Origin of the sequence: Klebsiella sp. CN_Kp100, from assembly GCF_040065315.1 — a bacterium.
Lineage (GTDB): Bacteria > Pseudomonadota > Gammaproteobacteria > Enterobacterales > Enterobacteriaceae > Klebsiella > Klebsiella oxytoca.
The window spans coordinates 131,523-156,969 of the sequence record NZ_JBEAIJ010000059.1; the positions used below are offsets into that span (position 1 = coordinate 131,523).

26 protein-coding genes and 2 pseudogenes are annotated in these 25,447 nt (G+C 54.7%); 16 read left to right on the forward strand and 12 right to left on the reverse strand.

The window, feature by feature from the left end; all coding sequences use genetic code 11:
* Positions 1–28 precede the first annotated feature (28 nt).
* The 4 genes from manY to mntP all read left to right on the forward strand — a co-directional run bounded on the left by manY (position 29) and on the right by mntP (position 3,196).
* The gene (manY, locus tag ABLV12_RS26465; protein ID WP_004103305.1) at positions 29–829 is read left to right on the forward strand and encodes a PTS mannose transporter subunit IIC; all 801 of its coding nucleotides are present in this window, start codon (positions 29–31) and stop codon (positions 827–829) included.
* A gap of 12 nt (positions 830–841) precedes the next feature.
* Complete coding sequence (locus ABLV12_RS26470) at positions 842–1,693, forward strand: PTS mannose transporter subunit IID (protein ID WP_004103307.1); 852 nt, start codon at positions 842–844, stop codon at positions 1,691–1,693.
* 53 nt (positions 1,694–1,746) lie between these two features.
* Entirely contained in the window at positions 1,747–2,205 is a 459-nt protein-coding gene (locus tag ABLV12_RS26475; RefSeq protein WP_016808290.1) for a DUF986 family protein, read from the forward strand.
* 424 nt (positions 2,206–2,629) lie between these two features.
* Positions 2,630–3,196 carry a manganese efflux pump MntP gene (mntP, locus tag ABLV12_RS26480; RefSeq protein ID WP_004103309.1) on the forward strand — a complete coding sequence of 189 codons (567 nt, stop codon included), beginning with the start codon at positions 2,630–2,632 and terminating at the stop codon, positions 3,194–3,196.
* Here the strand turns inward: mntP and rlmA are convergent.
* The 6 genes and pseudogenes from rlmA to mgrB form a co-directional block, all read right to left on the reverse strand.
* Positions 3,193–3,993, reverse strand: a complete 801-nt coding sequence (gene rlmA, locus ABLV12_RS26485; RefSeq protein WP_004103310.1) for a 23S rRNA (guanine(745)-N(1))-methyltransferase — start codon at positions 3,991–3,993, stop codon at positions 3,193–3,195. The genes mntP and rlmA overlap by 4 nt on opposite strands.
* Positions 3,994–4,053: 60 nt before the next feature.
* Positions 4,054–5,799, reverse strand: coding sequence for a peptidoglycan glycosyltransferase FtsI (ftsI, locus tag ABLV12_RS26490; protein WP_064397713.1), 1,746 nt, complete (start codon positions 5,797–5,799; stop codon positions 4,054–4,056).
* 190 nt (positions 5,800–5,989) lie between these two features.
* Positions 5,990–6,199 carry a transcription antiterminator/RNA stability regulator CspE gene (cspE, locus tag ABLV12_RS26495; RefSeq protein WP_001062678.1) on the reverse strand — a complete coding sequence of 70 codons (210 nt, stop codon included), beginning with the start codon at positions 6,197–6,199 and terminating at the stop codon, positions 5,990–5,992.
* A gap of 12 nt (positions 6,200–6,211) precedes the next feature.
* Positions 6,212–6,356, reverse strand: a pseudogene (locus ABLV12_RS26500) (DUF2627 domain-containing protein).
* A gap of 612 nt (positions 6,357–6,968) precedes the next feature.
* Positions 6,969–7,259 carry a YebO family protein gene (locus tag ABLV12_RS26505; RefSeq protein WP_004103312.1) on the reverse strand — a complete coding sequence of 97 codons (291 nt, stop codon included), beginning with the start codon at positions 7,257–7,259 and terminating at the stop codon, positions 6,969–6,971.
* Positions 7,260–7,333: 74 nt separating this feature from the next.
* On the reverse strand, positions 7,334–7,477 hold the full coding sequence (mgrB, locus tag ABLV12_RS26510) for a PhoP/PhoQ regulator MgrB (protein ID WP_041146201.1): 144 nt from the start codon (positions 7,475–7,477) through the stop codon (positions 7,334–7,336).
* Between the two features lie 159 nt (positions 7,478–7,636).
* Between mgrB and ABLV12_RS26515 the strand changes: the two genes are divergently transcribed.
* On the forward strand, positions 7,637–7,876 hold the full coding sequence (locus tag ABLV12_RS26515) for a YobH family protein (RefSeq protein ID WP_004103313.1): 240 nt from the start codon (positions 7,637–7,639) through the stop codon (positions 7,874–7,876).
* A 45-nt stretch (positions 7,877–7,921) separates the two neighbouring features.
* Here ABLV12_RS26515 and kdgR read toward each other — a convergent pair whose 3' ends face one another.
* On the reverse strand, positions 7,922–8,713 hold the full coding sequence (gene kdgR, locus ABLV12_RS26520) for a DNA-binding transcriptional regulator KdgR (protein WP_004103314.1): 792 nt from the start codon (positions 8,711–8,713) through the stop codon (positions 7,922–7,924).
* Between the two features lie 177 nt (positions 8,714–8,890).
* Here kdgR and ABLV12_RS26525 point away from each other — a divergent pair, with 177 nt between their 5' ends.
* Entirely contained in the window at positions 8,891–10,264 is a 1,374-nt protein-coding gene (locus tag ABLV12_RS26525) for an MFS transporter (RefSeq protein WP_004103315.1), read from the forward strand.
* 72 nt (positions 10,265–10,336) lie between these two features.
* On the opposite strand, the gene htpX is transcribed toward ABLV12_RS26525, so the two are convergent.
* The 4 genes and pseudogenes from htpX to ABLV12_RS26545 all read right to left on the reverse strand — a co-directional run bounded on the left by htpX (position 10,337) and on the right by ABLV12_RS26545 (position 14,802).
* Positions 10,337–11,218, reverse strand: a complete 882-nt coding sequence (htpX, locus tag ABLV12_RS26530; protein ID WP_004113743.1) for a protease HtpX — start codon at positions 11,216–11,218, stop codon at positions 10,337–10,339.
* A gap of 237 nt (positions 11,219–11,455) precedes the next feature.
* Positions 11,456–13,504 carry a carboxy terminal-processing peptidase gene (prc, locus tag ABLV12_RS26535; RefSeq protein WP_004113745.1) on the reverse strand — a complete coding sequence of 683 codons (2,049 nt, stop codon included), beginning with the start codon at positions 13,502–13,504 and terminating at the stop codon, positions 11,456–11,458.
* A gap of 19 nt (positions 13,505–13,523) precedes the next feature.
* Positions 13,524–14,207 (reverse strand): RNA chaperone ProQ, encoded by a 684-nt coding sequence (gene proQ / locus ABLV12_RS26540; protein WP_004103320.1) that lies wholly within the window; start codon positions 14,205–14,207, stop codon positions 13,524–13,526.
* A gap of 81 nt (positions 14,208–14,288) precedes the next feature.
* A pseudogene (locus ABLV12_RS26545) lies at positions 14,289–14,802 on the reverse strand (GAF domain-containing protein).
* A gap of 132 nt (positions 14,803–14,934) precedes the next feature.
* Here ABLV12_RS26545 and yebS point away from each other — a divergent pair.
* From yebS to ABLV12_RS26570, 5 genes are all read left to right on the forward strand, one after another.
* On the forward strand, positions 14,935–16,218 hold the full coding sequence (yebS, locus tag ABLV12_RS26550) for a membrane integrity lipid transport subunit YebS (protein ID WP_016808294.1): 1,284 nt from the start codon (positions 14,935–14,937) through the stop codon (positions 16,216–16,218).
* Entirely contained in the window at positions 16,187–18,820 is a 2,634-nt protein-coding gene (locus tag ABLV12_RS26555; RefSeq protein WP_016808295.1) for a PqiB family protein, read from the forward strand. Before yebS ends, ABLV12_RS26555 begins: the two co-directional genes overlap by 32 nt.
* Before the next feature lie 78 nt (positions 18,821–18,898).
* A complete protein-coding gene (gene rsmF, locus ABLV12_RS26560) occupies positions 18,899–20,332 on the forward strand; it encodes a 16S rRNA (cytosine(1407)-C(5))-methyltransferase RsmF (RefSeq protein ID WP_348867479.1) in 1,434 nt (477 codons plus the stop codon).
* A gap of 115 nt (positions 20,333–20,447) precedes the next feature.
* On the forward strand, positions 20,448–20,687 hold the full coding sequence (locus tag ABLV12_RS26565; protein WP_004103329.1) for a YebV family protein: 240 nt from the start codon (positions 20,448–20,450) through the stop codon (positions 20,685–20,687).
* Positions 20,688–20,785: 98 nt separating this feature from the next.
* Entirely contained in the window at positions 20,786–20,977 is a 192-nt protein-coding gene (locus ABLV12_RS26570) for a YebW family protein (protein ID WP_004103330.1), read from the forward strand.
* Here ABLV12_RS26570 and pphA read toward each other — a convergent pair.
* Positions 20,974–21,627: a protein-serine/threonine phosphatase gene (pphA, locus tag ABLV12_RS26575; protein ID WP_105890446.1), complete on the reverse strand. Its 654-nt coding sequence runs from the start codon at positions 21,625–21,627 to the stop codon at positions 20,974–20,976. The genes ABLV12_RS26570 and pphA overlap by 4 nt on opposite strands.
* A gap of 165 nt (positions 21,628–21,792) precedes the next feature.
* Here pphA and ABLV12_RS26580 point away from each other — a divergent pair, with 165 nt between their 5' ends.
* From ABLV12_RS26580 to ABLV12_RS26600, 5 genes are all read left to right on the forward strand, one after another.
* Positions 21,793–22,737 carry a VirK/YbjX family protein gene (locus ABLV12_RS26580; RefSeq protein WP_004113756.1) on the forward strand — a complete coding sequence of 315 codons (945 nt, stop codon included), beginning with the start codon at positions 21,793–21,795 and terminating at the stop codon, positions 22,735–22,737.
* Between the two features lie 111 nt (positions 22,738–22,848).
* Entirely contained in the window at positions 22,849–22,992 is a 144-nt protein-coding gene (locus ABLV12_RS26585) for an Ecr family regulatory small membrane protein (protein ID WP_142447463.1), read from the forward strand.
* A 578-nt stretch (positions 22,993–23,570) separates the two neighbouring features.
* Entirely contained in the window at positions 23,571–24,122 is a 552-nt protein-coding gene (locus tag ABLV12_RS26590) for a spore coat U domain-containing protein (protein ID WP_064397722.1), read from the forward strand.
* A 22-nt stretch (positions 24,123–24,144) separates the two neighbouring features.
* A complete protein-coding gene (locus tag ABLV12_RS26595; RefSeq protein ID WP_032692328.1) occupies positions 24,145–24,663 on the forward strand; it encodes a spore coat U domain-containing protein in 519 nt (172 codons plus the stop codon).
* 17 nt (positions 24,664–24,680) lie between these two features.
* Positions 24,681–25,445 (forward strand): molecular chaperone, encoded by a 765-nt coding sequence (locus ABLV12_RS26600; RefSeq protein WP_004113760.1) that lies wholly within the window; start codon positions 24,681–24,683, stop codon positions 25,443–25,445.
* The last annotated feature ends 2 nt before the right edge of the window (positions 25,446–25,447 follow it).

The window sequence follows — 25,447 nt, forward strand, 5'->3', positions numbered from 1 at the left end:
TTAAGACTTAATCAACAGGAGAAGTGCAATGGAGATTACCTTTCTTCAGATTGTGCTGGTGTTCATCGTCGCGTGTATTGCGGGTATGGAGTCGGTACTTGATGAATTTCAGTTCCACCGTCCTCTGGTGGCCTGTACGCTGATTGGCGCCGTTCTCGGGGATATGAAAACCGGTATTATTATCGGCGGTACCCTGGAAATGATCGCCCTGGGCTGGATGAACATCGGTGCGGCCGTTGCGCCGGATGCCGCCCTTGCATCTATTATCTCTACCGTTCTGGTTATCGCCGGCCATCAAAGCATCGGTGCCGGTATCGCGCTGGCCATCCCGCTGGCTGCGGCAGGCCAGGTTCTGACCATTATCGTTCGTACCATCACCGTTGCCTTCCAGCACGCGGCGGATAAGGCCGCCGAGAACGGAAACCTGACGGCCATATCCTGGCTACACGTTTCCTCTCTGTTCCTGCAGGCCATGCGTATCGCTATTCCGGCGGTTATCGTGGCGATTTCCGTGGGCACCAGCGAAGTGCAGGGCATGCTGAACGCCATTCCAGAAGTGGTCACCGGCGGTCTGAACATCGCGGGCGGCATGATCGTGGTTGTCGGTTATGCGATGGTCATCAACATGATGCGCGCAGGCTACCTGATGCCGTTCTTCTATCTGGGCTTTGTTACCGCCGCGTTCACCGATTTCAACCTGGTCGCTCTGGGTGTCATTGGTACCGTGATGGCGGTGCTCTACATCCAGCTGAGCCCGAAATATAACCGCGTAGCGGGTGCGCCTGTGCAGGCTGCTGGTAATAACGATCTCGACAACGAACTGGACTAACAGGTGAGCGAAATGGTTGATATGACTAAAAATACCACCGAGAAAAAACTGACTCAGAGTGATATTCGTGGCGTGTTCATTCGTTCTAACCTGTTCCAGGGTTCATGGAACTTCGAACGTATGCAGGCGCTGGGCTTCTGCTTCTCCATGGTACCGGCTATTCGTCGCCTGTATCCGGAGAACAACGATGCGCGTAAACAGGCGATTAAACGTCACCTTGAGTTCTTTAACACCCATCCGTACGTTGCAGCGCCGGTTCTTGGCGTTACGCTGGCGATGGAAGAGCAGCGTGCTAACGGCGCAGAGATTGACGATGGTGCTATTAACGGTATCAAAGTTGGCCTGATGGGCCCGCTGGCTGGCGTAGGCGACCCAATCTTCTGGGGTACCGTTCGTCCGGTATTCGCCGCACTCGGCGCCGGTATCGCGATGAGCGGCAGCCTGCTCGGGCCTCTGCTGTTCTTTATCCTGTTTAACGCGGTGCGTCTGCTGACCCGTTATTACGGCGTAGCGTACGGTTACCGTAAAGGTATCGACATCGTTAAAGATATGGGCGGCGGCTTCCTGCAGAAACTGACCGAGGGGGCGTCTATTCTCGGCCTGTTTGTCATGGGGGCGCTGGTTAACAAATGGACGCACGTCAACATTCCGCTGGTGGTCTCCACCATCACCGGTCAGGATGGCCAGACGCGCGTGACCACCGTGCAAACTATCCTTGACCAGCTGATGCCGGGACTGGTGCCGCTGCTGCTGACCTTCGCCTGTATGTGGCTGCTGCGTAAGAAAGTTAACGCCCTGTGGATCATCGTTGGCTTCTTCGTCATCGGTATTGCAGGCTACGCAGTCGGCCTGCTGGGCCAGTAATCAATACGTTGTGCGCCGGGGGCTTGCCCCCGGCTTTTTTATTTGGAGGATGGATGACAATCACGGACCTGGTGTTAATCCTGTTTATTCTTGTACTGTTCGCGTTTGCGGTTTACGACCAGTTCATCATGCCGCGCCGCAATGGCCCCGTTTTGCTGGCAATCCCCCTGCTCCGCCGCAATCGCGTCGATGGCATTATCTTCGTCGGTCTTATTGCCATTCTGATTTATAACAACATCGCTAATCATGGCGAACTTATCACCACCTGGTTATTATCTGCCCTGGCCTTAATGGGGTTATATCTTTTCTGGATCCGCTCGCCCAAAATCATCTTCAAAAAGCAGGGCTTTTTTTTCGCCAATATCTGGATTGAATATAAGCGTATTACAGAGATGAATTTATCAGAAGACGGGGTGCTGGTGATGCAATTAGAACAACGTCGCCTGCTGATCCGCGTACGAAATATCGACGACCTGGAAAAGATATACAAACTTCTCGTTTCCACTCAATGAGTTAACAATATAGCTTACGCTATATTTAATCATTTCCCGGCGGCTGAAACATAGCCATAGCTATATTTCAGCCGCTTAATTCAACGATATTTATTAACGAATCATTCACCTCTAAATTCAAATGAAAATCGTTATCATTTGGTTATTAAAATAACGCGATTCTGTTATTGTTTTATATTCTAAAATTATGTTAAGGTTGCGCCCGTCGTTGGGGAGTAGCCAATTTTCTGCCTGTCGGAAAATGTACGTGTCAACATACTCGTTGCAAAACGTGGCACGTGCGGGTTGAAGAAGAACGTCTTCAATCAGGCGAGACCATAGACGCATCGCTGCTGTACGCGGCGCCTCATCTTCAGGATGGGCTGCGTATTTTTACTGGGGGCGGCGATGTGTCATATGGATTATCCCCGGTCAGGACGCTCTCATGAATGTATCCGCTACAATTCTTCTTGCCTTCGGCATGTCCATGGACGCCTTCGCGGCCTCTATTGGTAAAGGCGCGACTCTCCATAAACCTAAATTTTCCGAAGCCCTGCGCACCGGTCTCATCTTTGGCGCTATCGAAACGCTCACTCCGCTGTTCGGGTGGGGAATGGGGATGCTCGCCAGCCAGTTCGTGCTCGAGTGGAACCACTGGATAGCCTTTGTATTGCTGGTATTTCTCGGCGGCCGAATGGTTATCGAAGGGGTTCGCGGCGGCGATGGCGAGGAGTGTGAAGCTCCGCGCCGTCACGGTTTCTGGCTGCTGGTCACCACCGCTTTCGCCACCAGCCTTGACGCTATGGCCGTCGGCGTTGGCCTGGCGTTTTTGCAGGTCAACATTATCGCCACCGCGCTGGCTATCGGCTGCGCGACGCTGATAATGTCAACGCTGGGCATTATGGTAGGACGTTTTATCGGCCCGCTGCTCGGCAAACGGGCGGAAATCCTCGGCGGTATCGTGCTGATCGGCATCGGCGCCCAAATACTCTGGAGCCATTTTGCCGGCTAACCCTCAGCGTCGCGCTGCCAGCAGTGAATCATGAAATCGGTCTGGCAGCTGAATAGCGCCTGCTGGCGCAGCGTTTCCCGAACCGGCGGTTTTGCCCGCCACGCAAACGGCGTCATTTGCAGTAAAGCTTCCGCCTCGCTGCCTTTGAGGCGCATCGGATAGGCCAACTGCTGCTGATGACGTAGCGTGAAACCCTCAAGCGCTTCCGTGTTTTGCTCGTGCAAACGCACTTCGTCGTAGATCAACCCTTTTAGTTCCATCAGGTGACGAGGTCCCGGCGTCGCGGTGATGACCCAGCCGCCGGTACGGACAACGCGCGCCAGTTCAAGCGCGTTACAGGGGGCATAAATACGCACTATCGCATCCAGGCTTGCATCCTCAAACGGTAATCGCTGGCTGGAGGCGACGCAAAAGCTGACCTGCGGATAGCGCTTTGCCGCCGCGCGAATCGCCGATTTCGACACGTCCAGTCCCCAACAGCGGCCGACGATAGCGGCGAAGGCATGAGTGTAGTAGCCTTCCCCACAGCCTATATCTAGTAAATCCGTTGGCGCGAAGGTGTGCAGATAAGCGCTGACCGCCTCACGAAGCGGCTGGTAATGACCCGCATCGAGAAACTCTCGCCGCGCCTGCATCATTTCGGCGCTGTCGCCTGGATCGCGGGAGCGCTTAAACTGTACCGGCAGCAAATTGACGTACCCTTCCTTCGCCAGATCGAACTGATGCCGCTGCGGGCAGATAAAGCTATTATCGCGGCGCGCAAGCGGCGCGTGGCAAAGAGGGCAACTGTAAGACATGGCAACTCCGGTGTGCTGAAAGGGCGAAAGTGTAGCGCTATTCGCCCTTCCAGGCCACCGTTACAGCGCAGGCGGCAGAACGCCGTCGTGATGCATGACGATCAGGTTTTCCGAGCCCTCCGGCATTCCATCGGGCATGACGTTTTCCAGGCGCAGCACATCGCCCATAATTTGACTGAATACCGGCGCCGACACCGCTCCGCCGTAATATGAACCGTTGCTGGGGTCGTTCATCACCACCACCAGGGCGAATTTCGGATTGCTGGCCGGCGCGACGCCTGCGGTATAGGCAACGTATTTGTCGATATATTTCCCGTCAGGGCCGATTTTCTTGGCGGTACCGGTTTTTACCGCCACCCGATAGTCGCGCACCGCCGCTTTGGTCCCCCCGCCGCCCGGCAAGGCAACGCTCTCCATCATATGCTCGACTTCATGCACTATCTGCTCCGGCATCACTCGGGTCCCCATGACCGGCGGATCGATACGCGTGATCGATAGCGGACGTTCAATACCGTAGCTGCCGATGGTAGCGTATACGTGCGCCAGCTGCAGCGGCGTGACCATCAGACCATAGCCGAAGGCGAAGGTCGCCCGGTCGAGCTGTCCCCAATAGCGGCGCTGCGGCATCAGCCCGGCGCTTTCACCGGTTAATCCCAGGCCGGTAGAATCGCCGAAACCGAACGCTTTATAGGTATCGATGAGATGCTGAATGGGCATCGCCAGCGACAGATGTGAAACGCCGGTATCGCTGGATTTTTGCAGGATGCCGGTGAGGGTTAATTCTGGATAGTAACCCACGTCGCGAATGCGATGGCCGTCGAGGATAAACGGATGGGTATCCACCACGCTATCCGGCTGAACAATGCCTTGCTGGAGGGCAGTCATCAGCACCAGCGGTTTAACCGTCGACCCCGGCTCGAAAGTATCGCTAATCGCGCGATTGCGGAAATCATCCAGCTTTGCATCATCGCGATTGTTAGGGTTGAAATCAGGGTAGCTGGCCATCGACAGAATTTCCCCGGTATCAATTTTAATTAATACCGCCGCCCCCGACTCCGCTTTGTTCCAGCGCACGGCGTTATCCAACGCGTCTTCGGTCACCGTTTGTAGACGCTCGTCGATACTGAGCTGCAAATTATGGGCCGGGACTGCCGGAACTTCCGTGATATTTTCGATGACGTTGCCGTGACGATCTTTGCGCACCAGCCGACGCCCGGGTTGACCGGTCAACTGAGCATTAAAGCTTTTCTCGACTCCCTCGATCCCCTGATTATCGATGTTGGTAAAGCCCAGCAGGTTAGCGGCAACGTGTCCAGCGGGATAAAAGCGACGCGACTCATCGCGCAGATTGATACCCGGCAGGCGCAGCTTGTCGATCCACTCTGCCTGCTCAGGATTTATCTGGCGCGCGAGATAGAGAAAGCGCGCGTGAGGATGCGCCTGCACGCGATGAGCCAGCTCGCTAAGGTTGAGATGTAAAGCTTGCGCCATGGCCTGCCAGCGCGGGCCATATCCGACGCCGCCTTTTGCGAGCGTTGTTTGCGGATCGATCCAGATGGCGCTCACCGGAACGCTAACCGCCAGCGGGCGGCCCTCGCGATCGCTAATCATGCCGCGCTGCACGTCGATAGGCTCTTCGCGCAAGGAGCGCATATCTTCTTGTTTCACCAAATTGTCAGGAGAGACAATTTGCAGCCAGCCTACCCGGACCAGCAGCAGCCCCATACAGCAAAGAATGGCCACGCATAGCAACCCGAACCGCAGAGGGGTAAAGTTGGCGGCTGTCTTAAGTTTGTTCTTTTGCACCTTAGCTCCATCATTATTTTGCAACCACCTGATTTAACAGATATATACAAAACAGATTGCTAAACAGTGCTAATAAGGATGTTGTTTTGCAACAAAGCGCAACGGTGGGAGGATAATTGACATGATTTGCAATAAAACCTAAAAAGCCCCGCGGTCGCGAGGCTTTCTTACAAGATTCAGTGGTCTTGAATCAGATAGCAGTTACGTTAACTGCAGCTGGACCTTTCTGGCCGTCCTGAATTTCGAACTCAACGTTCTGGCCTTCAGCCAGAGTTTTGAAGCCGTTACCCTGGATAGCGGAGAAGTGTACGAACACATCTTTGCTGCCATCAGCCGGAGTAATGAAGCCAAAACCTTTAGACTCGTTGAACCACTTAACTTGACCTTTAATCTTTGCCATTTGCAAAATTCCTTAGACTGTTTTCTTCGCCCGTGGGCACTTACATAGATAAAACTGACACATGACTGCATGAGGCACTAATATAAGGTTCGGCAGAGAAGCGGTATTCAACGACAACGTGTTTACTCAGGACTTCTTTACTGAAAATGCCACACATAAACAGAACTGTACCTCGTTTAACCCGAAACGTGTTATCACATACTACGTTAATAATGGCAAGCCATTTTTAGATGGGTCTCGATCGCTCGCACAAATTATAAGGGAATCATTTGATCACCTGCACATTTATGCGACTTTGCTCCCTCTGCCTTATCCTTTCCGCCCCGCGTCTGTGCCGTAGAGACTGGCTCCGGAAAGAGAGTTTATCCGCCATTCCTCAACAACTTCGGCGTACCCCGCCCCGCTCAAAGCTAAACTGCCAATTTTAGGGGGCAACAAAAAGTATTGCATAAAGATGCATTTAAAAGCTCATATCGATAGCTGAAAAATTGCTTTGCAGGACCATTGCATAATATAGAAGCGCGTAAATGGAATAACTTAAAATATTGTCTATACTGCACGGCAATAATGAAGTCCTGATGACAGTCAGGCCGTTTCTGTCCTTTTATTTGATTAATTAAACAAACTAATTAAAGAGGCGCGATTAACGCACAGCGTCCGCTTGCCGGCACGCCGGATAACCGTCAGCAGAAGATTTATTGATAAGGATAAGTTATAGACCGGGGTGAGATACAGGCGCACACCCTAGGATGCACGCCTGACAATCAGATTAGCGCTCTGCGACCAGACGAATGAAGTCGTCGTCGCCTTTCCCCTTCTCGGCTATGGAAGGTTCTGCTGCACTCTCCTTCTCAGGCTCATTGGCCTCGCAGAGACGGCGCAGCAGCGCGTTTTGCCGCTTTTGCTGATCCAGAAGCGCCTGCAGTAGCGCGATCTGCTCATTTGCGCGCGAACTGGCGCGATTAACAAAAAACCATAATAACAGGCCGACAAGCAACAGCACGACAGACAGCGCCACGGATGCCAGGCTTACAATCCCGGGATTTAGTAACTCACTCATTTCACCACCTCAAAGAGAAGGCGTTCATTCTACCACCCGCGCGGCAGAAGAAAATCAGTCATATAAAAAATGTCTTACCAGGGAATAAACTTATTGATAGTGCAGATGCCGCTGAAGAACTGTACATCCTGATCGCACATTACGTTAAGCATCTGAGTCCATAGCAGTAAACATCCTGCAATAACGACTATCAGCAAAACCCACCGTAATTTTTTCACTCCACACTCCGCATCAGTATCAAATGTCGCCAGGATAACATGACCATCTTAAACCGCGGCTAACTGTAATACGAAAGGCAAGTTTAGGAATCATAGACTTGTTTCAACTCGTGTGCATGACAGAATAGACGCAGGGATAATACAAATATTGAGGCAACAATGCGATTGATCATTCGTACCATTGTGGTGCTGGCTATCTTATGGATTGGCGTATTATTAAGCGGCTACGGCGTGTTAATAGGCAGCAGTGAGAATGCCGGTGGGTTAGGATTGCAGTGCAAATATCTCACCGCTCGCGGCATCAGCACCGCACAATATGTTCACTCCAGCAGCGGTATTATCGGCATTACCGATTGCCCTGTTCTGCGAAAAAGCGTCACGGTAGTGGATAACGGCTAGTCATGTTTCGGGCTACAGCAACGGTAGCCCGAATAGGATAGTGAATCAGAACGGATAATCGTTGTAGCCCATCTGCTCAGAAATTTTACGCGCCGCCGTGTGCAGCATCGCAACATACTCGTTCAGGCGCTCTTCGGAGAAACGTAGCGTCGGGAAAGAGATACTCAGGCCGGCGATAACCACGCCGAAGCGGTCGAAAACCGGCACCCCGATGCAGCGCAGCCCTTCTTCCTGTTCTTCGTTATCTTCGCCGTAGCCCTGCTCGCGGACCTTATCCAGAACCGCCAGCAGCTCTTCGGTGCTGGTGATGGTCCGGTCGGTACTGCGTTTGTACTCGACGCCTTCCAGAATCTGCTCAACTTCCGCGCGATCGCGCCATGCCAGCAGCACCTTACCGATCGCGGTGCTGTACAGCGGGTTACGGCGTCCGATGCGCGAATACATGCGCAAATTGTACATTGAGTCGATTTTATGGATGTAAACAATGCTGTCTTCATCCAGGGCGCCCAGGTGGACGGTCTCTTTCGTCAGGCGTGATAGCTCGCGCATCTGAATATCGGCGCTGCGCACCAGATCGACGTTCTGCAAAGCCCGCGCGCCGAGTTCGAAGAGTTTCAGGGTTAAAGAATACTTCTCAGATTCCCCTTCCTGCGCTACGTACCCCAGCGATTTCATGGTCTGCAAAAAGCGATAAACGGTGCTTTTTGACATCATGACGCGCTGGGACAGTTCGGTAATGCCAATTTCACGCTCTTCGCCAAGCGCCTGCAGGATGCCAAAAACCTTCAATACCGAAGAGACAGAATCTGGCTGTTTATCCAAATCTGCAACTGCCATTTATCACCTCATCGCAACTGTTTTATAAAAATTAGAACCGGTTTTTATTATAAATTCGCATCCCGTTACCCGCAATCGTTCTTCTGCCCATTCGTTACAAATCTGCGACATGCCGCTGAATATTCAATGCTAAAATCATTATCCAGTTAATAGTTCCCGATAAGACATACACTTTATATGGATAAAAACCTCCCCGATGGGCTGCCAGCACCGCAGCGTTACGGCGCCATCCTGACCATTGTATTAGGCCTGACGATGGCCGTGCTGGACGGCGCTATCGCCAACGTAGCGCTTCCGACGATCGCCAGCGATTTAAACGCGTCACCGGCATCCTCAATCTGGATAGTAAACGCCTATCAAATTGCCATTGTTATTGCGCTTCTGCCGCTCTCTTTCCTCGGCGATATGGTCGGTTATCGGCGCATTTATAAAATCGGCCTGGTCGTATTCACCTTCACCTCTCTAGCCTGCGCGCTCTCCCGCAGCCTGGAAATGTTGACGCTGGCGCGCGTTGCGCAGGGTCTTGGCGGCGCGGCGCTAATGAGCGTTAATACCGCGCTGATTCGCCTGATTTATCCCCGCCGCTTTCTCGGCCGCGGAATGGGGATCAACTCTTTTGTTGTCGCCGTCTCATCCGCTGCGGGCCCGACCATTGCCGCCGCTATCCTGTCGATGGCTTCATGGCAATGGCTGTTTCTCATTAACGTTCCGCTGGGCGTTATCTCACTGGTTCTCGCGATGCGCTACCTGCCCGCCAATGTCGGCGGGAGCAAGGTCACCCGCTTCGATCTGCCCAGCGCCATCATGAATGCTCTCACTTTCGGCTTATTAATTACCGCTCTCGGCGGGTTCGCACAGGGCCAATCCGGCGAGCTGGTGCTGGCGGAGGTTATTGCGATGCTGGTCGTTGGATTCTTTTTTGTCCGCCGTCAGCTCAGAATGCCGGTTCCCCTGCTACCCGTCGATCTGCTGCGCATTCCGATTTTTTCCCTGTCCATCTGCACCTCGATATGCTCCTTCTGCGCCCAGATGCTGGCCATGGTTTCGCTACCATTCTTCCTGCAGTCGATGCTTGGACGCAGCGAGGTGGAAACCGGTCTGCTCCTGACGCCGTGGCCGCTGGCAACCATGGTAATGGCGCCGCTGGCAGGCTATTTGATAGAGAAATTTCACGCCGGTCTGCTGGGGGCGATTGGCCTGCTGGTAATGGCCTGTGGCCTGTTCGGTCTGGCGATGCTCCCCTCCACACCCACGGATCTGGATATTATCTGGCGAATGGCGCTCTGCGGCGCGGGCTTTGGCCTGTTCCAGTCACCCAACAACCATACGATCGTCTCTTCAGCGCCGGCTCACCGCAGCGGCGGAGCAAGCGGCATGTTGGGTACCGCCCGTCTGCTTGGCCAGAGTACAGGCGCCGCGCTGGTGGCGCTGCTGTTTAACCTGCTGGGCAATAGCGGAACTCATACCGCACTTCTGCTGGCCGGGATCCTAGCCGTCGTCGCCGCTGCCGTCAGCGGGCTACGCGTCACGCAGCCGCGCGCCAGGCTGTAGGCAAAGAATCGACATAAAAAAATCCGCAGCCCGAAGGTTGCGGATTTTTGTTTTCAGGGCCGGGAGCGGCGTTTACTTCAGATATTCGCCGCTGCGCAGGGCTTCAATGCGCTTATCCAGAGGCGGGTGAGTCATAAACAGCTCGCTCATGGATTTCGCTTTACCGTTAATGCAGAATGCCATCATGCTGCTGGCCTCCTGCGGCTCATAGCTGGTTTTCAGACGCTGCAGCGCAGCGATCATTTTCTCACGCCCCACCAGTTTCGCTGAGCCAGCGTCCGCATGGAATTCGCGGTAGCGGGAGAACCACATGGTGATGATGCTGGCCAGAATACCAAACACCAGCTCCAGTACCGTAGCAACCGCAAAGTAGATCAGCGGGTTGCCGTTGCTGCTTTCACCTTCATCGCGGTTGCCGCCGAGGAAGCCCGCCGCAATCTGCGCGATAACGCGCGAGATAAAGATAACGAAGGTGTTCACCACCCCCTGAATCAGCGTCATGGTGACCATATCGCCGTTAGCGATGTGGCTAATCTCATGGGCGATAACCGCTTCCGCTTCATCACGGCTCATGTTCTGCAACAGCCCGGTGCTGACCGCAACCAGCGACGCATCGCGGCGCGCGCCGGTCGCGAAGGCGTTAATATCCGGCGCATGGTAGACCGCGACCTGCGGCATGGCAATTCCCGCCTGGCGCGCCTGCTGCGCGACGGTATTCATCAACCAGCGCTCGGTTTCGTTACGCGGCTGCTCAATGACTTCCCCACCCACCGATTTCAACGCCATCCATTTCGACATCAGCAGCGAAACGATTGAACCGCCGAAGCCAAACAACAGCGCCATGATCAGCAGCCCGGTCATGCTGCTTGACTGAATTCCCGTCAGGCTTAGCACCAGCCCGAACACCACCATCACTGCCAGGTTGGTCAGCAGGAAAAGCGCGATTCGCATCATAATTTTCTTTTTACCTCGATTTAACAAAACGCACTATGCGATTACCCACATGGTATGGGTAGAACGCTAATTTTCAACCATCAGCCCCCGCTAAGTCACGAGAAAGACACAACTTTACATTTTGTAGCATATTGCTGACGCTGGGCAAAAGCGTTGACATTTTGTTGAAATCAGGCAATGAACGTTGGGAAAGAAGCGAAAGAAAACGGGCACAAATGATTGTGCCCGTTGGGGGGATTATTTACTGGCCGGGGGCTCTACCGCTGGCCGATCCTTTTCCTCATGGGCCAGGTCGAGCGCAATATGAACCGTTTCATCAAGATACGGATCGGGCTCCTGGTAATCCTTCGGCAGATCTTCCAGCTTTTTCAGTAACGGCTTACCTTCGCGTTTCAGGCGATCGTTAACGCGGGCCAGACGAATCGCATCATCTTCTTCGTTCTCCTTTTCACGCTGCGCGTAGTTCAGGGAAACGATGTTGCGTTTGTCTTTCATCGCGTTATAACGAGCAATATCCTTCATGATGTACTGGAACTCAGGATCTTTGGCAATACGCGCATCGTGACGCTTCAGCAGTTCCGGTCCAAACGGCGTCAAATCGCCATATTTCACGAAGGTTGCCGCATTGACGCTATCCCACGGCAGCGCGTTGTCTTCATACTGCTCGCCGGTCTCACGCTCTTCGGTTCCGGTCGGCATCATGATGTCCGGCGTTACACCCTTGCGCTGAGTACTACCGCCGTTGATGCGATAGAATTTCTGGATAGTGTACTGTACGGAACCCAGCGCCGGCCAGTCAGGACGCAGCATCTGATCGTAGATACGGTTCAGCGAACGATACTGCTGGACGGTCCCTTTACCGAAGGTCGGCTCTCCGACGATCAGCGCGCGGCCATAATCCTGCATCGCAGCGGCGAAAATTTCGGAAGCCGAGGCGCTGAAACGATCGACCAGGACGACCAGCGGACCTTTGTAGTACACCACGCCATCGGTATCGCTGTCTTCACGGACTTTACCGTTATTATCGCGAACCTGGACAACCGGGCCGGAGGGGATAAACAGGCCAGAAAGCGAAACCGCTTCGGTCAGCGCCCCGCCGCCGTTGCTGCGCAGATCGATGACGATACTGCTAACGTTTTGTTTCTCCAGCTTTTGCAGCTGAACCTTAACGTCATCCGTCAGGCCAACATAGAAGCCAGGAATATCCAGCACGCCAACTTTTTCTTTGCCAACGGTTTTGACTGACATCTTAACCGCACGGTCTTCCAGACGAATGCGTTCACGCGTGAGGGTCACAATACGCGTTTTCGCGCCTTTACCCGCCGGGAGAATCTCCAGGCGAACCTTGCTGCCCTTGGGACCTTTAATCAGCGCGACGACATCATCAAGACGCCAGCCGATCACATCGACCATGCCTTTACCAGGCTGGCCGACGCCAACGATGCGATCGCCCACGCTGATGGCTTTACTCTTCGCCGCCGGACCGCCCGCGACCAGAGAATTGATCACCGTGTAGTCGTCGTCCATCTGCAGCACCGCGCCGATACCTTCCAGAGACAGGCTCATTTCAGTATTGAACTGCTCGGTGTTGCGCGGTGAGAGATAGTTTGTATGCGGGTCGATTTCACGCGCAAAGGCGGTCATCGCCAGTGAGAAAACGTCTTCGCTATTGGTTTGCGCCAGACGGCGGATAGCAAACTTGTAGCGGCGGGTTAAGGTTTCGCGAATCTCTTTATCATCTTTGCCAGCCAGCTTCAGGCTTAGCTGGTCAAACTTCACCTTGGCATCCCACAGCGCGTTCAGCTCGGCTTCATCTTTCGGCCAGGGCGACTTGCTACGGTCAAGGTTGAAATTATCGTGGCCGGTAAAATCCATCGGCCGTTCCAGCACTTTCAGCGCATATTGATAGCGCTCAAAGCGACGCTTCTGCGCCAGGTTATACAGGTCGTAAAATACGTCCAGCTTCCCACTGCGCAGTTCATCGCCGATTTGATTCTTTTTCGCGGCAAACTGGTTGACGTCGCTGGCTAACAGTACGTTATGGCTGTAATCCAGCAGGTTCAGGTAGCGATCGAAAATTTTCGCCGAAAAGGCATTGTCGAGATCGAACTGGCGGTAGTGAGAGCGGGTAAAGCGCGATGTTACGCGCTCGCTCACCGTCGCGTGCTGCGGCTCTTCTTTCAGCACGGGGATTTGATCGACCCGGGTTATATCGTCCACGGCGAACGACTGGCCTGCTATTACCAGCAGGCCCGCCAACGCGGTGAGCTTAAAGAATTTGTTCATGCCTGGCCCGGCCTCCGTTTCAGAACACCAGGTGTTCTGCGCGTACAATCATTGACATACCAGAAGTCAGCTGTACACGAACGCCATCTTTGGTGATTTCCAGGACGGTGGCGTCCATTGCATTATTGCCTGCTTTCACCTTCAGTGCCTGGCCAACGGTCAATACAGACACATCTGATACAGGGGTATGACGCTCTTCGCGCGGCGCTTTGGCGGCTGCTGCCGGGCGTGGTTTACGCTGCTCAGCGCCTTCTTTGCGACGAGCCTGAGGCTGAGGACGCGGTTTACGCTCGCGACGTGCTCCCTCTTCCGGCTGGCCTGCTGCGGCAGCGGCTTCACGTTTTTTGGCCTGCTGCGCTTCGCGCTGCGCCTGAACGCGGGCTTTTGCTTCTTCAAGCTGCTGGCGGGCATGAGCGACATGCTGCTCTTCCAGTTCGCCGCACGGGTTGCCGTCAAGGTCAACGCGGACAGCGCCTGGTTTAACGCCGTACAGATAGCGCCAGCTCGAAGTATAAAGACGCAAAGCAGCGCGAAGTTGGGTTTTGCTGAGATTCATCTCTCCGCCAACGCGCTCAACGAGATCCTGAAAAATACCGACTTTCAGGGGGCGAGCTTCGCCTTCAGCGCTAAAGCACTGAGGGAAACGTTCGGCCAGAAACGCAATGACTTCTTTACTGCTATTCAACTTAGGTTGATTTTCCATGAAATTTCCTGATTACAACGGACGTAGCCAACAAGCCGCAGGCATGAACAGGCGTCATTATAATGACGTCCTCGGTAAATGCTACGTTATCCGTTGATTATCCTGCGACGCGGGTGAATATTTTTTGATAATCCGTGGCAGAAATGAGTTTTTCCAGATGCGAGACCAGTTCTGCCAGACCCCGCTCGTCTTCAACGGTGAAGCGGGAATGCGCCGTGCTATCGATGTCCAGGACGCCGATGGTTTGATTGTTCACCCGTAGCGGGAAGACAATTTCCGAATTGCTGGCGGCATCGCAGGCGATGTGGCCATCAAAGGCGTGAACATCCTCGACCCGCTGCACGCGATTCTGCGCGACGGCAGTCCCGCATACGCCGCGTCCTACCGGAATACGCACGCAGGCCAGCTTGCCCTGGAACGGCCCGAGGATGAGAGTATCGCCTTCCAGCAGATAGAAACCGGCCCAGTTCACTTCCGCCAGTCGTTCAAATAACAGCGCGCTGGTATTTGAGATCATCGCCAGGAAGCTGGTTTCGCCTGCCATTAACGCCTGAAAATCGCGGTTTAAATCCGCGTAGAATTCTGATTTGTTCATTATATGATCGCTTAGTTGTCTTACTGCCTTACACTTACAGCCTAATAAAATAAGCTTTAAATGCATTCATGCTCAAGATGAATTCATTCCTGAGTTAAGATAGAGAGATACATTCATTTCTGTAAGTTATAAATGCCACTAAAAACACCCAGGATTACGCCAGCAAAAAAGATGATCGTCTACTCGGTCAGCGCCCCTGTTGCGCACGCTCACTATCAGCGCTGCCCGCAGTGCGACCTGCTGTTTAGTTTACCGGTCCTCAAAAAGAATCAAAGCGCCTGGTGCCCTCGCTGCAACGCCAAAGTGCGCGATGGCCGCGACTGGTCGCTTACCCGGCTGGGCAGCATGGCGATCGCTATGCTGCTGCTGATGCCTTTTGCGTGGAGCGAACCGCTGCTACGTTTGCATCTGCTGGGCGTGCGTATCGACGCTAACGTCCTTCAGGGCATCTGGCAAATGACCGGCCAGGGCGATCCGCTCACGGCGGCGATGGTGCTCTTTTGCGCGGTCGTCGCGCCGGTGCTGCTGGTGGTGTCAATCGCCTACCTGTGGTTGGGCAACGTGCTGGGCATGAATCTGCGACCGATACTGCTGATGCTGGAGCGGCTCAAGGAGTGGGTAATGCTGGATATTTACCTGGTCGGCATCGGCGTCGCCTCCATTAAAGTGCAGGATTACGCCTTCCTGCAGCCGGGTATCGGGCTTGTCGCCTATGTTTCCCTCACGCTGCTCAGTATCCTGACGCTTATCCATATGAACGTTGAAGAGCTCTGGGAGCGTTTTTATCCCCAGCGCCCTGCGCTGCGCCCGGATGAAAATCTTCAGGTCTGTCTGGGCTGCCATTATACCGGACATCGCGATGCGCGCGGGCGCTGCCGCCGCTGCCACACGCCTTTGCGCCATCGACGCCGGCAAAGCCTGCAAAAGAGCTGGGCTGCGCTGATTGCATCACTGGTTTTCCTGCTTCCTGCCAACCTGCTGCCGATCTCGATCATCTACGTCAACGGCGCGCGTCAGGAAGACACCATCCTTTCCGGCATTATGTCGCTGGCCAGCAGCAACGTCGCCATCGCCGGGGTGGTGTTCATCGCCAGTATTCTGGTCCCATTCACCAAAGTTATTGTATTGTTTACCCTGCTGGTCAGCATACAATTCAAGTGTGAACAGGGGCTACGTACCCGCATCCTGCTGCTGCGGCTGATTACCTGGATCGGCCGCTGGTCTATGTTGGATCTTTTTGTCATCGCATTAACCATGTCGCTGATCAACCGCGATCAGCTCCTCGCGTTTACGATGGGGCCCGCCGCGGTCTATTTTGGCGCCGCGGTAATTTTAACTATCCTTGCTGTTGAATGGCTGGACAGCCGCTTACTTTGGGACGCACATGAGTCAGGAAACGCCCGCTTCGCCGACTGAAGCCAAGATTAAAACTAAACGCCGCATTTCACCGTTCTGGCTGCTGCCGGTCATCGCGCTGCTGATTGCCGGTTGGCTGATTTGGACCAGCTATCAGGATCGCGGTACGACGATCGTCATCGACTTCCAGTCGGCCAACGGCATCGTTCCGGGACGGACGCCTATCCGCTATCAGGGGGTAGAAGTCGGTACGGTCGAGAATATCTCGCTAAGCAAAGATCTGAGTAAAATCGAGGTTTCTGCCAGCGTCAAAGGCGATATGAAAGATGCGCTGCGCAAGGAGACCCAGTTCTGGCTGGTGACGCCGAAAGCCTCGCTTGCCGGCGTGTCCGGCCTGGATGCGCTGGTTGGCGGCAACTATATCGGCATGATGCCAGGCCAGGGCGAGCCCGAGGATCACTTTGTCGCCCTCGATACCCAGCCGAAGTACCACATTAATAACGGCGAGCTGATGATCCATCTCAAGTCAGCGGATTTAGGCTCGTTAACCAGCGGCTCGCTGGTCTACTTCCGTAAGATTCCGGTCGGCCGGGTGTATGACTACGCCATTAATCCGAACAATCAGGGCGTCACGATTGATGTACTGATCGAGCGGCGTTTCACCAATCTGGTGAAAAAAGAGAGCCGCTTCTGGAACGTATCCGGCGTAAAGGCGGACGTCAGCCTGAGCGGAGCTAAAGTTCAGCTGGACAGCCTCTCCGCGCTGGTGAACGGCGCTATCGCCTTTGATTCCCCCGATGATTCTCCGCAGGCTCAGCAGAATACCGATTATCACTTATACGAAGACCTGGCGCACAGCCAGCGCGGAGTGGTGGTGAAACTGGACCTTCCGGACGGCGCAGGGTTAAAAGCGGGCTCTACGCCGCTGATGTATCAGGGTCTGGAGGTCGGCCAGCTCAGTAAACTGAATCTCAATGCTGACGGGAAAGTCACCGGCGAAATGACCGTCGATCCCAGCGTCGTCAGCTTGCTGCGCGAGAAGACGCTGATTCAGATGAAGAAGCCGAAAATCTCGCTGGATAATCCCAGCGTCAGCGCCCTGCTGACCGGTACCACCTTTGAGCTGGTCCCCGGCGAGGGTGAACCGCGCAACCAGTTTGCGGTGCTGCCTGCCGATAAATCCATCCTGGAAGAACCGGATGTCGCAACCGTCACGCTCACCGCGCCAGAAAGCTACGGTATTGATGCCGGGCAGCCGCTGATCCTGCACGGCGTTCAGATTGGCCAGGTTCTGGAGCGCAAGCTAAACGCCGACGGCGTCACTTTCCAGGTCGCAGTCATGCCCGAGTACCGTTCACTGGTGCGCGGCGACAGCAAATTCGTGGTCAATAGCCGTATCGACGTCAAAGTCGGTATTGATGGCGTGGAGTTCCTCGGCGCCAGCGCCAGCGAATGGGTCAACGGCGGGATCCGCATTATTCCGGGCGACAAAGGGGCGATGCAAAGCCGCTATCCGCTGTACGCCAACCAGGAAAAAGCGCTGGAAAACAGCATGAGCGATCTGCCGACCACCACTCTCACGCTCTCAGCTGAGACGCTGCCGGACGTCCAGGCAGGATCGGTGGTGCTGTATCGTAAATTCGCAGTCGGGGAAATCATCACCGTTCAGCCGCGCAAGAACGCTTTTGAGATCAACATCCATATCAAACCGGAATATCGCCATCTGCTCACCAGTAACAGCGTGTTCTGGGCCGAAGGCGGCGCGAAAGTGCAGCTTAACGGCAGCGGCCTGACGGTTCAGGCCTCCCCGCTCTCCCGCGCGCTGAAAGGCGCGATAAGCTTTGATAATCTGAGCGGCGCCAGCGCCAGCGCGCGTATCGATAATAAACGCGTGCTGTATGCGTCGGAAACCGCCGCCCGCGCGGTGGGTGGCCAGATAACCCTGCACGCCTTTGACGCCGGTAAAATCGCCGAAGGTATGCCGATCCGCTACCTGGGGATTGATATTGGGCAGATCCAATCGCTGAATTTAATTACCGCGAAAAACGAAGTGCAGGCGAAAGCGGTTCTCTATCCGGAATACGTCAACACCTTCGCCCGCGCCGGCACGCGTTTCTCGGTGATTACTCCGCAGATTTCCGCAGCGGGCGTCGAGCATCTGGATACGCTCTTCCAGGCCTATATTAACGTGGAGCCGGGACGCGGTGCGCCGCGCCGTGATTTTGAAATTCAGGAAACCACGATTAGCGATTCACGTTATATCGACGGCCTGAGCATTATCGTCGAAGTACCCGAAGCCGGTTCGCTGGGTATCGGCACGCCGGTGCTGTTCCGCGGGCTTGAAGTCGGTACGGTTACCGGCCTGATGCTCGGTTCGATGTCGGATCGCGTCATGGTACAGCTGCGTATCAGTAAACGTTATCAGTATCTGGTGCGCAACAACTCGGTGTTCTGGCTGGCTTCCGGCTATAGCCTCGACTTTGGCCTGATCGGCGGCGTGGTGAAAACCGGTACCTTCAATCAGTTCATTCGCGGCGGCATCGCTTTTGCGACGCCTCCGGGTACGCCGCTGGCGCCGAAAGCGCAGGATGGTAAACACTTCCTGCTGCTGGAGAGTGAACCGAAAGAGTGGCGCGAATGGGGTACCGCCCTGCCGCGCTAAGCATAACAGGCTCCGGTGTCCGTCGCCGGAGCCTTTATGGTAAACTACGCCCCCTTTTTTCGTTGTGGTGCGCTCCCCGTGGCTCAAAACGCTGTCTATCTTCCTGAAGAATTCCTCGCTCAAATGCGTACGGCAATGCCGACGCATCTCTCTTTCGCTGACTTTATCGCCGCCTGCCAGCGCCCCCTGCGCCGAAGCCTTCGCGTAAATACGCTAAAAATCAGCGTGGCTGACTTTTTGCAGCTGGTCGCCCCCTACGGCTGGCAGCTAACGCCGGTACCCTGGTGTGAGGAGGGTTTTTGGATCGATCGTGAGGAAGACGACGCCCTGCCGCTGGGCAGCACCGCTGAACATCTCAGCGGGCTGTTTTACATCCAGGAAGCGAGCTCCATGCTGCCGGTCGCCGCGCTGTTTGCCGACGGAAATATGCCGAACCGGGTGATGGACGTCGCCGCCGCGCCGGGGTCAAAAACCACCCAGATCGCCGCGCGCATGGGCAATAAAGGCGGGATCCTGGCCAACGAATATTCCGCCAGCCGGGTTAAAGTGCTGCACGCCAATATCAGCCGCTGCGGGATCGGCAACGTGGCGCTGACCCATTTTGATGGGCGCGTATTCGGCGCCGCGCTGCCGGAGTGTTTTGACGCGATTCTCCTCGACGCCCCCTGCTCCGGCGAAGGCGTGGTACGGAAAGACCCCGATGCGTTAAAAAACTGGTCGCCGGAAAGCAACGCCAGTATCGCCGAGACCCAGCGCGAGCTTATCGACAGCGCGTTTCATGCGCTTCGCCCCGGCGGCACGCTGGTCTACTCCACCTGTACCCTGAACCGGCAAGAAAACGAAGACGTGGTCAACGGACTACTGGCGCGCTATCCGCAGGCGGCAGAGGTACTGCCGCTCGGTTCGCTGTTCCCGCAGGCCAGCGAGGCGCTAACCGAAGAGGGTTTCCTGCACGTGTTCCCGCAGATTTTCGATTGCGAAGGCTTCTTCGTCGCCCGTCTGCGTAAAACCGCCGCCATCGCACCGCTGCCGGCGCCGGGTTATAAGGTCGGTAAATTCCCCTTTATCCCGCTTAAAAGCCGCGAATCGGCCGCCATTGCGACCGCCGCTGCCGCCGTTGGCCTGCATTGGGGCGCTGACCATACGCTCTGGCAGCGGGATAAAGAAATCTGGCTATTCCCTCACGCGCTCGAGTCGCTATTCGGCAAAGTGCGCTTTTCCCGCATCGGTATCCGTCTTGCCGAAACCCACAACAAAGGCTATCGCTGGCAGCACGAAGCGGTCATTGCGCTTGCCGCGCCTGATGCCCCTTTTGAGCTGACCCAGGCCGAAGCGGAAGAGTGGTACCGCGGTCGTGACGTCTATCCTGCAGTACCGTCGCAGCAGGATGATGTTATTGTCACGTTTCAGGGCGCGCCGCTGGGGCTGGCGAAAAAAATCGGCTCGCGTTTAAAAAACAGCTATCCCCGTGAACTGGTGCGCGACGGAAAGCTTTTTAGCACTAAAGCGTGATGACGAACGGAAAAACAGCATTTTTTCACTGGCGCTTTGCGCACCTTTGTCTACGCTGAAAAATGGCGGCCTTAACTGGTCGTACCACAAATCAGCAGATCAACGGGGTGAATTTATGAGTAAAACCAGCGTACGTATCGGCGCGTTTGAAATAGACGACGCCGAACTGCACGGCGAACAGCAGGGAGAGCGAACGTTAAGCATACCCTGCAAATCCGATCCGGATTTATGTATGCAGCTAGATGCATGGGACGCGGACACCAGCGTACCCGCCATACTTGATGGTGAACATTCCGTCCTCTACCGTAAGCACTACGATCGTCAGTCCGATGCCTGGATCATGCGTCTCGCCTGATTCAAAGGAACCCGTCGCCTGAGACGGGTTATTTATTCCCCCTGCTTTCCCGACATCTCCTACACTTATAACTATGTTTTTCAGGATATGAGACCGGGATGTTTGCCTTAGTGCTGTTTATTTGTTACCTCGACGGAGGCTGTGAAGATATCGTTGTGGATGTGTACGATAACGAACGGCAGTGCACCGCAGCGATGGACGATCAGCGAATACGTCACGGCGGCTGCTTTCCGGTAGAGGATTTTATCGATAGTTTCTGGCTGCCCGCCCAGGAGTACAGTGACTTTTAGCCCGTCCTCTGTAGCGCCGCCAGGGTTAACTCCCCGCCAAATACCGCCCCGGTATCAATATAGTGCTGATTATCGTAGTCGTAACGCCGTTTAAGCGGCGTATGGCCGAACCAGAAGTGGTCAGCACCGGCAATCGCGCCGTGACGCCCGGAGAGATGATCGGTAAGACGCTGTCGGCTCCACAGCACCTGATGCTCATCCACCGCCTGCTGCCAGCGATAAAGCGTCGCCGGATAATCCGCATGGGCGATAACATGTACCTGCTCAGCGCTGTGGAGCTCAATAATCAGCGGCAGATGACGGCAGCGGGCGATAAGCGGCGCGAGGCGCTCTTTCTGCTGTTCTGAGCGTTGCGTATACCAGCCGCCGCCGTTCATTTCCCAGAGCATCGGTTCGCCATCGGCAAGCGCATCCAGCGCCATCTGTTCATGGTTGCCGCGCACCGCGAAAAACCAGCGATAGCGCAGTAAATCCAGACACTCCGCGCTTTGCGGCCCACGATCGATCAGATCGCCCACGGAAAGAAGCAGGTCCTGGTAAGGATCGAACCTGCGCTCGCGAAGGGCTTCCATCAGCCGCGCAAAGCAGCCGTGCAGGTCGCCAACCAGCCAGATATTACGCCAGGCGGAACCGTTAATACGCTGATACATATTTCGTCCTCCTGACCTAATTATAGGAAAATTCTCCCGCTGGCGCGGGCGTAATATTGCCACCTCAATCGAGTTTAAACGAAAGCCAAATATAGTCCGCCAGGGCATTAAGCTCCTCACGATATATCCCTAGAATAGAGGCTAAATAACAACGAGGTATTCATCGTGACGGATAACAGCCTGCATTCAGCCGGGGTCGTTGAACGACGCCCCAATCTTATTGCCGACCTGGTGATGGGGCGACTCACCCCTGCACCCATCTGGCAAAAACGTAATTACCGGCTGAAGTTTTTACTGCGCACGGCATTATTTTATGCGCCAACGCGCAGCATGCTGGAGAGCCTGTCGGCGCGCGCGGACTTCAATCAGCTACTGACCGCTCAGGTGACTCTGCCGGGCAAGGTTCATCGTCAGTATTTAACCCGCGGGCTCAACGCCAGCCAGCGCGCGCACGCGATTATCAGCCACTACCAGTTTGTCGACTCGCTGGGCGGATCGCGCCTGGCTGATGCCATGACCGCAGCGAATGAGCTGCCGCTGCTTGAGCTGGCAGGCAAGGACGACAGCCGGTTTACGCTTTCCGCCTCTTCGGCGGGCAAAGCTGAACGCGAGGGTGAAACGACCCTATGGCTGCGCGATGGCGATGGGATCGTGCTCGCCAGCGCGACTTTTAGCGTTTCCCGTCAGCAGGATCGCTGGCAGTTGACTATTGGCGGCCTGCAGGGGCCGCGTAGCAATATTTCGCATGAAGTGATTAAACGAGCAACCCGCGCCTGCTACGGTCTGTTCCCGAAACGCCTGCTGATGGAGTTTATCTGGCTAATGGCGGCGCGTTGCGGCATTCAACATATTTACGGAGTCAGCGATAACGGTCACGTCTTCCGCGCGCTGCGCTATCGTCTGAGCAAAGGGCGCCATTTCCACGCCAGCTATGATGAATTCTGGCAATCTATCGAAGGGGTAGCCGACGGTGCATGGCGCTGGCGCTTACCACTGAAGCTGGAAAGAAAGACGCTTGAGAGCATTGCCAGTAAGAAGCGCGCTGAATATCGTCGCCGCTTCCAGCTGCTGGATGATATGGCTGCGCAGATGACAATTCTCATCGATTAACGCAGCAAACGTTTCATCAACGCCGTTTAGCACAGCGGCGTTTGCATCTTCTACGCCGCTTTAGTTACTATCATAACTTCGTTGTACTCCTTGCGGACGGCTAGTGAAGTTATGAGCAAAACAGAAATACTCCTGCTGGCTATCCTGTTGATTATTTTGTCCGCTGCTCTCTGGTTTATTTTTAGTGACGAAATATGGTTCATTGTTAGCTACCTTGAAACAACGCTGTACCCCTCTTTTGTGACGCCAGAATAATGCCCTGGGCGTTATTTCTTTGTCGCCTCTAAGCTGCCTATCCTTTCTTTGCAATACCTCGGACAAGCGCCGTTAAAATAATAGGCAAAAAATTTAAGGCGTTTTCTTATCTATTATTCTATTTGTCATACAAATGTGTATACTGGGTCACTTCCGATGTTGGCCCGTAAAGTTCACCTGCACTATGGGCCTGATTTCGTGCAGGTGTTTTCTCCTCGTTGTCGCTCAACCGCACGGTAAGTGTCTACACACGCCTTTTTGTCCAGATTTTTTGTTTCAAACTTTGCGCCCGATTGTGATTTTAAAAAAATCGCATTCTCTTTTCGCCCCTTCAAAAAACAAAGAAAACACATAAAACCAACAAAATATTAACATAAGGAATTTTATTTCAACAGAATAGCAATAAGTCAGACTAAAAAACCATTTCACAACCAAAATGCAGTCATTAACGCAAAGTTACCCATATCCCACAGAAGTAGCTATACGTTAACCAACAAAACCGTGGTTGTTAAACGGTGACCCACGACTATCGCTACATTGTTGTTTTTCTTCAGCGGCTTTCCACTAAGAGGTTTTCGATGAACGTGAAAACGATATCGCGCAGTATCCTGGGCGGCTTACTGAGCGCCATAGTTCTTACGCAACCGGCTTCCGCAGCGGGAACATTAAGCGGCCAGATTAGTGTTCAGGTCACACTTGGCAGCGGCTGCAGCGTATCGAACGTCCGAAGTGGAGAAAACAACCGCTGGGGCACGATTAATTTCGGCGCCTACGGTGATTTAGCCAACTCCATTGATGCAAGCGTCACCGGAAGCGGCGGAGGTAACGCGCTTACCGTGACCTGTACCGAAGATCTTGACTCAACGCTGACGCTTGACGGCGGCCAGTATGGCGACGCTGCTCTGCGTTACATGAAAAACGCGGCAGGCAACCAGCAGATTGCTTATCGGCTCTATGCGGATGCCGCCCGCAGTCAGGAAATTTTACCCGGCGGAACAATCGCTATCGTAGGCACAGGCAACCCGCAGGCTATCCCCGTTTTTGCCCGTATTCGCCCCGAGGACCAGAGCGTCAACGCGCCGACAGCCGATGTGTATGACGACATCGTAACCGCAACGTTAACCTGGTAATCGCATAAGGAAAATGGGCGTCATGCTTCGACCAGAGTGGCTTACATTAATTCTGCTTTTTACCTCGGGCGCCCACGCCGCTACTGTCCAGAAGACCTTCAAAGTCTCCGCGCAGATAACCGCTGGCTGCGCGCTTGGCGCGGGGGATGGCTCCCAAACGACGGATTTCGGCACCTTGAGTTTTGGCACTCTGTCATCGCTTTATAACAATGTTGATGTCGCCAGTACTTCCGGCGCCGGCTCAATCATCGTGACCTGTACCCCCGGCACCGCTATCTCAATCGCTCTCGACTATGGCGTAAACGGCGGTTCGGCCACCCGGCGCTATATGTCGAACGGCGGCGGCAACACGCTGGCCTATCAGCTTTATCAGGATGCCAACCGCGCTAACGTTTGGGGCAACAGTACGCTGGCCCTGAGCGTTGCATCATTTCCGAGCTCCACGCAAACCTATACGGTTTATGGCCGCCTTTTTGCCACGAATGGCTTCCCGGCGGTGGGCTCCTATACCGACACGGTCACCGTCACGCTGACCTATTAAATCATCACAGGTTAACTATGATTCGCTGTAGATTTGCGCTGTTTACATTCGCTTTATCTCTCCCCTGCTCCGTTATGGCCGCAAGCTCCGTCCTCGTTTGGCCCATCTTCCAGACTATCGAAAGCCACGAAAAGGGGTCAGAGCTGTGGCTGGAAAACCGCGGCGCTACCCCGGTTAATTTACAGCTGCGCGTTTTTTCCTGGGACCAAAAAGGGTCGTCCGATGCCTATGCCGATCAGCGTGATGTCGTCGCCAGCCCACCTTTTACCACCGTCGCGCCCGGCCAGCGTCAGCTGGTACGGTTGATGCGCATCGCCCCCGTCACGGCTGGCAAAGAACAATCCTACCGTATTGTTATCGATGAGATTCCTGCCGCTGAACCGACGGCGCAGAAGGAACAGAATTCCGCCGGACTGAAAATGCGCATGCGCTATGTCCTGCCGTTGTTTACCTACGGACAGGGCATCAACCCGCTGAAGAACAATGGATCCGTGGAAGCGGTAAGAACCACGCTGCGCTGGTCGCTCTCGCGGCAAAATAGCCGCCAGACGCTGTGCATCGACAATACCGGCAATCAGCATGCCCGGCTCAGCGCGGTTTACTGGGCCAATGCCGGTGGCAAGGGCCAGATAGCTCAGGCCAATGGCCTGCTCGGCTACGTGCTGGCGCAGAAAAAGAGCTGTTTCCCGCTGGTGGGAAACGCTTCAGTCCCCTCAGGCATGCACCTGTTCGCGAAATTAACGGATAACGGCCAGGCGGTGGAAATTCCGGCGGATCGTTGATA

What these genes read in the sequence shown, in the direction of transcription:
- ABLV12_RS26565 (WP_004103329.1), top strand. Translation starts at nt 20,448, where the DNA reads ATGAGTAAAACCAGCGTACGTATCGGCGCGTTTGAAATAGACGACGCC.
- mntP (WP_004103309.1), top strand. Translation starts at nt 2,630, where the DNA reads ATGAATGTATCCGCTACAATTCTTCTTGCCTTCGGCATGTCCATGGAC.
- ABLV12_RS26595 (WP_032692328.1), top strand. Translation starts at nt 24,145, where the DNA reads ATGCTTCGACCAGAGTGGCTTACATTAATTCTGCTTTTTACCTCGGGC.
- cspE (WP_001062678.1), bottom strand. Translation starts at nt 6,199, where the DNA reads ATGGCAAAGATTAAAGGTCAAGTTAAGTGGTTCAACGAGTCTAAAGGT.
- ABLV12_RS26515 (WP_004103313.1), top strand. Translation starts at nt 7,637, where the DNA reads ATGCGATTGATCATTCGTACCATTGTGGTGCTGGCTATCTTATGGATT.
- kdgR (WP_004103314.1), bottom strand. Translation starts at nt 8,713, where the DNA reads ATGGCAGTTGCAGATTTGGATAAACAGCCAGATTCTGTCTCTTCGGTA.
- ABLV12_RS26525 (WP_004103315.1), top strand. Translation starts at nt 8,891, where the DNA reads ATGGATAAAAACCTCCCCGATGGGCTGCCAGCACCGCAGCGTTACGGC.
- ABLV12_RS26470 (WP_004103307.1), top strand. Translation starts at nt 842, where the DNA reads ATGGTTGATATGACTAAAAATACCACCGAGAAAAAACTGACTCAGAGT.
- htpX (WP_004113743.1), bottom strand. Translation starts at nt 11,218, where the DNA reads ATGATGCGAATCGCGCTTTTCCTGCTGACCAACCTGGCAGTGATGGTG.
- yebS (WP_016808294.1), top strand. Translation starts at nt 14,935, where the DNA reads ATGCCACTAAAAACACCCAGGATTACGCCAGCAAAAAAGATGATCGTC.
- ABLV12_RS26600 (WP_004113760.1), top strand. Translation starts at nt 24,681, where the DNA reads ATGATTCGCTGTAGATTTGCGCTGTTTACATTCGCTTTATCTCTCCCC.
- ABLV12_RS26505 (WP_004103312.1), bottom strand. Translation starts at nt 7,259, where the DNA reads ATGAGTGAGTTACTAAATCCCGGGATTGTAAGCCTGGCATCCGTGGCG.
- rlmA (WP_004103310.1), bottom strand. Translation starts at nt 3,993, where the DNA reads ATGTCTTACAGTTGCCCTCTTTGCCACGCGCCGCTTGCGCGCCGCGAT.
- proQ (WP_004103320.1), bottom strand. Translation starts at nt 14,207, where the DNA reads ATGGAAAATCAACCTAAGTTGAATAGCAGTAAAGAAGTCATTGCGTTT.
- manY (WP_004103305.1), top strand. Translation starts at nt 29, where the DNA reads ATGGAGATTACCTTTCTTCAGATTGTGCTGGTGTTCATCGTCGCGTGT.
- ABLV12_RS26585 (WP_142447463.1), top strand. Translation starts at nt 22,849, where the DNA reads ATGAGCAAAACAGAAATACTCCTGCTGGCTATCCTGTTGATTATTTTG.
- ABLV12_RS26555 (WP_016808295.1), top strand. Translation starts at nt 16,187, where the DNA reads ATGAGTCAGGAAACGCCCGCTTCGCCGACTGAAGCCAAGATTAAAACT.
- prc (WP_004113745.1), bottom strand. Translation starts at nt 13,504, where the DNA reads ATGAACAAATTCTTTAAGCTCACCGCGTTGGCGGGCCTGCTGGTAATA.
- ABLV12_RS26570 (WP_004103330.1), top strand. Translation starts at nt 20,786, where the DNA reads ATGTTTGCCTTAGTGCTGTTTATTTGTTACCTCGACGGAGGCTGTGAA.
- pphA (WP_105890446.1), bottom strand. Translation starts at nt 21,627, where the DNA reads ATGTATCAGCGTATTAACGGTTCCGCCTGGCGTAATATCTGGCTGGTT.
- ABLV12_RS26475 (WP_016808290.1), top strand. Translation starts at nt 1,747, where the DNA reads ATGACAATCACGGACCTGGTGTTAATCCTGTTTATTCTTGTACTGTTC.
- ABLV12_RS26590 (WP_064397722.1), top strand. Translation starts at nt 23,571, where the DNA reads ATGAACGTGAAAACGATATCGCGCAGTATCCTGGGCGGCTTACTGAGC.